This is a genomic window from Streptomyces cucumeris, from assembly GCF_024295805.1.
Lineage (GTDB): Bacteria > Actinomycetota > Actinomycetes > Streptomycetales > Streptomycetaceae > Streptomyces > Streptomyces cucumeris.
Genome location: NZ_JANCLX010000027.1, coordinates 112,592 through 119,268, shown reverse-complemented (window position 1 = coordinate 119,268; position 6,677 = coordinate 112,592). Strand labels below are relative to the sequence as shown.

The following is a 6,677-nucleotide window of genomic DNA, read 5'->3' as shown; positions in this document are numbered from 1 at the left end:
TCGATCACCTGCCGGTGATCACGCCATCGCCCGCCCCGCTTCGGCGTCCGATCCGGCAACAACGGCTCAATCCGTGCCCATTGCACGTCAGTCAACGACACACCCGGTCCAACGACCCGATGATCCGGAAGAAACGGCCTAGAGCGCCCAGGCCTCGGGGAGAGCGAGGTCCTCATGGAGCCGGCCGAGCTGTTCAGAGCTGAGAGTGGTGGTGACCGCGACGAATGTACTGCCCGGCTCTCCGTCCGCGGTCTCGATGACATCGCGCACGATCGTCGCGCGCGTCGCGGGTGTCACGGCGGGCAGCATCCTGTGGAGGTCGGTGAGTGCTTCTTCCGGCGAACGCGAGGCCCGGAAGGCGGCATACACGGTCCCCAGCTCCTCATCGCTCGCGGACTCCCACAACGCCGGCATCGCGACCGTCTCCTCCACGTGCAGATGCGCGAGGTACGCACTGATCACTTCGTTCAGGGCGAGGTACAGCGCGTGCTGGGCCTCGGCGAGGGCCGCGCCAGGATGCGTGGGCAGTGCGCGCGCCCGCTCGTCCAGCGCGACGAAGACCGCGTCGAGGCGCACATGCTCCGCCTCCAGCGCGTCGGCCGCCTCGGGCGCACGCTCACGCAGGAGCGCATGGATGAAGGTGTCCTCGTGGTCAGCGTGTTCGCGCAGTTCCTGCGTCAAGGCCAGGCAGCGCTCCGCGTGGTCGGCAGCGGCATCACCACGGGAGATGTCCGCGGCGCCGAGCTCGATGGCGAGGGTGAACAGACGCGCCCGCTGCCCCATGTGAACGTGACGGTAAAGGTCGATCTTGGACATACCTGCTCCTCAAGGAGTCGCATGAATGGATTGATAGACAACATGTTGCTAGACTGACAATCTATTGTCAAATGAGAGAAGGTGGCGGACATGACCGATGAGACAGCCCTGCTGATTGCCGACGTCTTCGAGGCAGCCGGATCCCTGCGCCGCCTGGGCGATCACACCGCGAGGGCGGAAGGGCTCACACAGACCCGCTGGCAGCTGTTGAGCACCGTGTCCAGGGACCCCCTCACCGCGTCCCAGGCCGCGCGCAGACTCGGTACGAGCCGTCAGAGCGTCCAGCGAGTCGCCAACGATCTCGTGGCATTCCGACTCGCCGCCTACGAGCCGAACCCGGATCACCGTGGGTCACCCCTGCTGGCTCCGACGTCCCGGGGACAGGAGGCACTCGGCCGTGTCACCGACCGGGCCGCGCGGGTGCACCGCACCCTCTTCTCCGCCATCCCCGACGGGGACATCCGCGCCACCCGGGTGTGTCTGCGGCAGTTGCTGTCCGCCCTCGACCACGACGAGGGGGCAGCGGGCAGCCGGTAGCGACGACAAGGCGGGGCCGGTTGTCAGTGGTCACTCCTACGGTTCGAGTCAGTGGAACCCGCGGAACACACCGCGGTCCGGCCGTTGGAGAGGGTCTGTCATGTCAAAGACGTATCTGGAGCTGTCCCAGGACGGCGGCGGAGCGCACAAGTTCTACGAGGTGACGGTCGTGGGACAGGTCGTGAGCGTGCGCTACGGACGGATCGGCTCCGACGGACAGACGCAGACGTCGACCTTCCCCACGGCCGAGAAGGCGCAAGCCGCCGCCACCAAGAAGATCGGCGAGAAGGTACGCAAGGGATACGCCCCCGCCGTACAGGGCCAGCGCGCGCCCCGCGCGGTCACCCGCCGACAGGTGACCTCCGCCCCGTCCACGGCCCGCGCGACCGCCCCGGTGCTGTGGCGGTTCCGCACCGGTTCAGCGGCCTTCGGCATCCACATCGACGACGATCGCTGCTGGGTCGGCAACCAGGCCGGCGATGTCTACACACTGGCGCACGGCGGCGAGGTCCTGGCGCGCTACCAACTCCCGGACGGGGTCAAGTGCCTGGTCGCCGACGACTTCTGGATCTACGCCGGCTGTGACGACGGCCGGGTCTACGACCTGTCGTCCAAGCTGCCCTTCGCGGCCTACGACATCGCGGCCGACGTCGACATCTTCTGGCTCGACATCCACGAGGGCGTGCTCAATGTCTCGGACTACGCCGGACGGCTCACCGTCATCGATCACGAGGACGAACACCAGTGGGCCCGGGGCGGGCGTGGTGAACACGCCTGGATGGTGCGCGCCGACGACCGCGCCGTGTACCACGGACACTCGCGCGGCGTAACAGCTCACTCCACGGACGGCACCACCGAGTTGTGGCACACGCCGACCCAGGGCGGTGTTCTGTTCGGCTGGCAGGAGGACGACGCCGTCTACGCCGGAACCTCCCACCAGGTCGTCCACCGGATCTCCAAGCAAACTGGTGCCACGGAGGCCACGTACCGCTGCGACAGCTCCGTCTACTCCTGCGCCACCTCCCCCGGCGGCCGGTACGTGTTCGCCGGTGACTCGGCTTCCTCCGTGTACTGCTTCGACCGTGACGGCACCCGGCTGTGGAAGCTCGGCACCGGCAGCGGATCCGCGCTGTCCATGCAGTACCGCGACGAGCGGCTCTACCTGGTCACCACGGACGGCTCCCTGGTGTGCGTGGATGCGAGCGAGGCCGCGGTGACAGCAGCCCAGCAGGGCTCCGTGCCCGTCGCCCGGGACATCAAGCTCAGCGCCGCGCTGCCCACCTACGCACCGGCCACCGCGCTCGCGTCCGTGACGACCGTGACAGCGGCCCCGGCCGGAGCGGTGATCGTCGAATGCGTGCAGGAGGGCGGCCGCACCCGAGTGCACGTGGTCTCGGACGGCTATGAGCGCTCGTGGAACGTCCAGTTCCCGCGGGCGATACGCGAACCGGGCGCACGGTACGTCGTCGACTCCCTGCACGCCGCGTCCAGCGGCTTCTACCGGGTCCGCGGAGACATCCGACGGCTCCAGTAGTGCCGGGTGTGCGATGACGTCGCAGACACGTAGCGCCTCCGGGAGCCGCCCCGAGCAGTTCGGTCCGGTCCACACTTCGTGGGCCGGACACGCTGCGGGGGCGGAACCCTGATCACGCATCAGGTGCAGGGCCGACGACCTGCTGTGGGGTGGTCGACCCAGTGGACGACACCTGCTGCCGTCAGATCAACCGGGAGCTCGCTGTGCGGCAGTCCCGCCACACGCTCGCCCACGATTCGATGGCCTGTAGCCTGCTGCCAGCTGTGTGAGGGGGCTGACCATGGAGAACATCCTGTCCGTGGCCATCGGGGCTGGTTTCGGGCTCGTAGGGGCCGTGTTCGGTTCTTGGTTCACCGCACGCCGACAGGACCGTATGTGGCTGCGCGAACAGAAGCTGAAAGCCGGGGTCGGATTCAACACCGCCGTGTCCCAGCTTATCGACTACCTTCGGGAAACACGGCTGAGCGACGACGGCGCTGGGGCCAACGAGTTGGCGGACCGCATGCAGGAAGCCCGGTCAGCCCTCTACCTCCTGTGCGCCGACGACACCGTCGATCTCGCCGATGCTCTCGCACGTCGGGTGTGGCAATCCCGGCCCAGCGAGGGCCGGGAGGATCGCAGGGCCGAGTACAAGGAGACGTTGGATCTCCTTCGCCGTTTCACCCATCAGCTCCGAGCAGAGATCGCCAGGACGTAGTCCCGGTTGGTTCATCAGGATCGTGACCTTCCGTGTTGCGGCACGGGTCTTGTCTGCCGTGAGGCCGCCCTTCCCTGGCGTCGGCTGACCTCAGTCGCGATCCTGCCAGGTGCACAAGCAGACCCGGTTGCCTTCGGGGTCGGCGAGCACCCAGTAGCTCGGCGCCCCCGCATCGCTGACCAGGACACCGCCGGCGGCGAGTGCGTCGTCGATGCGGGACTGGACCTGCGCGGGATCCACCCACACGTCCGGGTGCCAGCGCTGACGGGGTTCCTCACTTCCGGATGCCTGGAACCAGACGTTCGGCAGAGCGTCGGACGGGTCGCGAAGGTCGTCCCCGGAGTCGGGCACGGACTGATGCTCCATCGCCAGCACCGCGGCCCAGAACGGAAGGACCGACGTGGCGGTCGGGGTGTCGAGAGCCAGCTCAAGCCGGGAGAGGTTCGCGGACTCCAGCTCCACGCCTGCGTCGGCTGCGATGGCGGAGATGATACGGGCCAGCCGGATGTCGCGGTCGGTGACTCCGTACTCGCCGTGGCTTGTCAGCCGTGCGTTGACATGGGTGGCGCGCAAGTCGAGTTCGGGGTGGTGGTTCATCTCCTCCGCCACTGTGCCGATGGCATTGACCACCGAGAGCCCAGTTGCGAAGTCCCTGGTGTGGATGCGGGTCTGCAGCCCACCGAGCAGGTAGGCCCACCCGTCCAATCCGGCGTCTGCGATCTGCTGTCCGGTCAGCTTGGCCATGGGGCCATGTTCGCAGCTCGTTGTTCCACCTGTCCGTCGATCGTGATCTCGCCGATGGGTACGGGCGCAGGGCCTCCCGGTTCCTGTGGCAACACGATGAACGCGGTGCCCTTGCCCAGGTCGATGCTGGAGCGGGGCGGCGCACCATCACTCGCGTCATCCCGCAGCAGCAGCTCCACCCGCCGCTGCTCGAGCTCCGCTGTCTTGTTTCCGTTCACGACCGCGGTGAATTCATCGAAGGCAATGCTCGACAACGACCGCCCCGTGCGCTTGCGCAGCCACGGCATGAAGCCCAGCCCCGTGAACCATCGCCACACGCTCTCCACGAGGGCGAACAAGACGATGAGACACACGAACGCCGGGAACGACATGGCCCATACCGCCACAGCGGGCCCCCATCACCCTCAACACCGTTGACGGTCGGGAAACGACGGAGGGGTCGGCGTCGTTCCCATCGGGCCACTCCCGCACCCGCCCGGGAAAAGCTCCTCTACGATTCCCACGAGGGAGCAACGAACAAGCAGCGGACAGGACTTAGGGGGCGAGCAGCCTCCCGGAAGAACCGCATTCGGAGGCTGAACCAGGTGCTATTGACGGTCGTGGGCGTGATCGCCGTCCTTTGGGTGTTGCTCTTCGCCTGGGTGTGCCGGCGCCGGCGCAAGTTCGGAGGGGGCGGCGCTACGTCTGGTGCATGGGACGAGCTCTTCCAACCCTCACGACAGCACGTCCAGGAGGAAAAGGAACGCCGGCTGGCCCTCCGTGACGGTACGGAGTCCGGTGCACCGCCGCGCAGCTCCGTGGACTTGCAATCCGGCACAGCGGTCATTCGCCCGGAGCCGGGCCACCGGCCCGGACACCGCTGACCAACGGCCGCCATCAACCCTGGCAGGTTAGGCTATGACAAGCGTTATAGCCAGAAGAGGGTGGAGACCGGTGGCCAAGACCAGCACGCCGTCCCGCGAGCGGATCGTGACCGGCGCCGCGGACATGATCAGCCGGCGTGGCCTGAGCGCCACGAGCATCCGGGAGATGGCCAAGCACGCCAAGGCGCCGCTCGGCTCCACCTATCACTACTTTCCCGAGGGAAAGCAGCAGTTGGCCACGGAAGCCGTCCGCCACACGGGCGACCAGGTGGCCCGCAGCCTGCGCCAGGAGCTGAAAGCCGGCCCGGCCGCCGGCCTGAACGCCTTCCTCGCCCTGTGGAGGAAGGTCGTCGCCGACACCGACTTCCATGCCGGCTGCCCCGTCCTGGCGGTCGCCATCGAGGAACCCCCGGCCGACGAAGTCCCACCCGCCCTGGAGGCCGCGGCGGAGGTCTTCGAGCAGTGGGAGGGCCTGCTCGCGGACTCACTGCGGGAACACGGCGCTGACGCCGAGCAGGCCGCGCAGATTGCCACACTGATCGTCGCCGCGGTCGAGGGCACCGTGGCCATGTGCCGCGCCAAGCGGAGCACTGAGCCCCTTGACCGCACCGCGGCCCAACTCCAGGCCCTCATCGCCGATGCGCTCGGGGGCTGAGCCGGGCTCCGGCCCGGCCGCCCGTCCGGTCGCCGCCGGGGCCGCTACGCGTCGATGACGGCGCGGATGGCCTCGGCCTTCTCCTCGGTGAACACGCCGCTGTCGAGGAGGGAAAGAACCGACAGCACGCCGCCGCTGGAGCCCCAACTCCCCTCGTCGATCACACGGAAATTCACCCACCAGGCCGGTGACGGCTCCGCCAGGCCGCAAGCGTCGGCCATCGCGGCCAGGACGCGTTCGATGACCTGAGCACGGACCGCCTGGTGCCAGTCTCCGTCCATGACCGCCACATCGATCACCATGACGTCGAGGCCCTGCTCCGCATCCGCCAGGAGCCGACCACCGATGGCCATCATGTCCGGCTCTCGCTCGACGAAGTGCACCTGGAATCCGACCCGGGCGGCCGGGGCGAACTGCCCGACCTCCGGCACGAGCACGGCGTCGGTCAGCGTCTCGGCCAGCTTGCGGCGCTGCTCCGGGCCAAGGCGGCCTTTCAGGGTGTTCACGCTGATGATGGTCACGGCTGCCTCCTATGACGACTGTTATAGGAGGCAGGCTACATCAGCTCTATAACGACTGTCATAGGACGGAGTGGCGGGCAGCCCGCGCCCGAGCCGCCAAGCTCACGCAATGTGGGACCGATCGCAACCGATGCCGTCCGGCGCCACGTTGCCGGGACAAGCTGGGCAAGGCCAAACCGGTGACCCCGGTGGACATCCGGGCCAGCGCCGAACTGCCGCGGCACCCGGCGACGAAGGAGGTGACGACGGCGGATGGTGAGCAGCACCGCAAGAAGCTCACCCTCAGCGACAAACCGGGCTCGCAGACGAT

9 protein-coding genes are annotated in these 6,677 nt (G+C 68.0%); 5 read left to right on the top strand and 4 right to left on the bottom strand.

Annotation, left to right across the window (positions count from 1 at the left end):
- Positions 1 to 138: 138 nt before the first annotated feature.
- Positions 139 to 816: a hemerythrin domain-containing protein gene (locus NMK44_RS30870; RefSeq protein WP_254749340.1), complete on the bottom strand. Its 678-nt coding sequence runs from the start codon at positions 814 to 816 to the stop codon at positions 139 to 141.
- Positions 817 to 906: 90 nt separating this feature from the next.
- Between NMK44_RS30870 and NMK44_RS30865 the strand changes: the two genes are divergently transcribed.
- The 3 genes from NMK44_RS30865 to NMK44_RS30855 all read left to right on the top strand — a co-directional run bounded on the left by NMK44_RS30865 (position 907) and on the right by NMK44_RS30855 (position 3,584).
- Entirely contained in the window at positions 907 to 1,353 is a 447-nt protein-coding gene (locus NMK44_RS30865; protein WP_254749338.1) for a MarR family winged helix-turn-helix transcriptional regulator, read from the top strand.
- Between the two features lie 100 nt (positions 1,354 to 1,453).
- A complete protein-coding gene (locus NMK44_RS30860; RefSeq protein ID WP_254749336.1) occupies positions 1,454 to 2,887 on the top strand; it encodes a WGR domain-containing protein in 1,434 nt (477 codons plus the stop codon).
- A 280-nt stretch (positions 2,888 to 3,167) separates the two neighbouring features.
- A complete protein-coding gene (locus NMK44_RS30855) occupies positions 3,168 to 3,584 on the top strand; it encodes a hypothetical protein (RefSeq protein WP_254749334.1) in 417 nt (138 codons plus the stop codon).
- Positions 3,585 to 3,674: 90 nt separating this feature from the next.
- On the opposite strand, the gene NMK44_RS30850 is transcribed toward NMK44_RS30855, so the two are convergent.
- Positions 3,675 to 4,328, bottom strand: a complete 654-nt coding sequence (locus tag NMK44_RS30850; RefSeq protein ID WP_254749332.1) for a 4a-hydroxytetrahydrobiopterin dehydratase — start codon at positions 4,326 to 4,328, stop codon at positions 3,675 to 3,677.
- Positions 4,316 to 4,699 (bottom strand): DUF6191 domain-containing protein, encoded by a 384-nt coding sequence (locus tag NMK44_RS30845; RefSeq protein WP_254749330.1) that lies wholly within the window; start codon positions 4,697 to 4,699, stop codon positions 4,316 to 4,318. The genes NMK44_RS30850 and NMK44_RS30845 overlap by 13 nt, the downstream gene beginning before the upstream one ends.
- A 213-nt stretch (positions 4,700 to 4,912) precedes the next feature.
- Between NMK44_RS30845 and NMK44_RS42780 the strand changes: the two genes are divergently transcribed.
- Both NMK44_RS42780 and NMK44_RS30840 read left to right on the top strand, forming a co-directional pair.
- The gene (locus NMK44_RS42780; protein WP_374215366.1) at positions 4,913 to 5,191 is read left to right on the top strand and encodes a DUF6191 domain-containing protein; all 279 of its coding nucleotides are present in this window, start codon (positions 4,913 to 4,915) and stop codon (positions 5,189 to 5,191) included.
- Between the two features lie 70 nt (positions 5,192 to 5,261).
- The gene (locus NMK44_RS30840; RefSeq protein WP_254749328.1) at positions 5,262 to 5,846 is read left to right on the top strand and encodes a TetR/AcrR family transcriptional regulator; all 585 of its coding nucleotides are present in this window, start codon (positions 5,262 to 5,264) and stop codon (positions 5,844 to 5,846) included.
- Between the two features lie 44 nt (positions 5,847 to 5,890).
- Here the strand turns inward: NMK44_RS30840 and NMK44_RS30835 are convergent, their stop codons facing one another.
- Positions 5,891 to 6,367, bottom strand: a complete 477-nt coding sequence (locus NMK44_RS30835; RefSeq protein WP_254749326.1) for a tautomerase family protein — start codon at positions 6,365 to 6,367, stop codon at positions 5,891 to 5,893.
- Positions 6,368 to 6,677 lie beyond the last annotated feature (310 nt).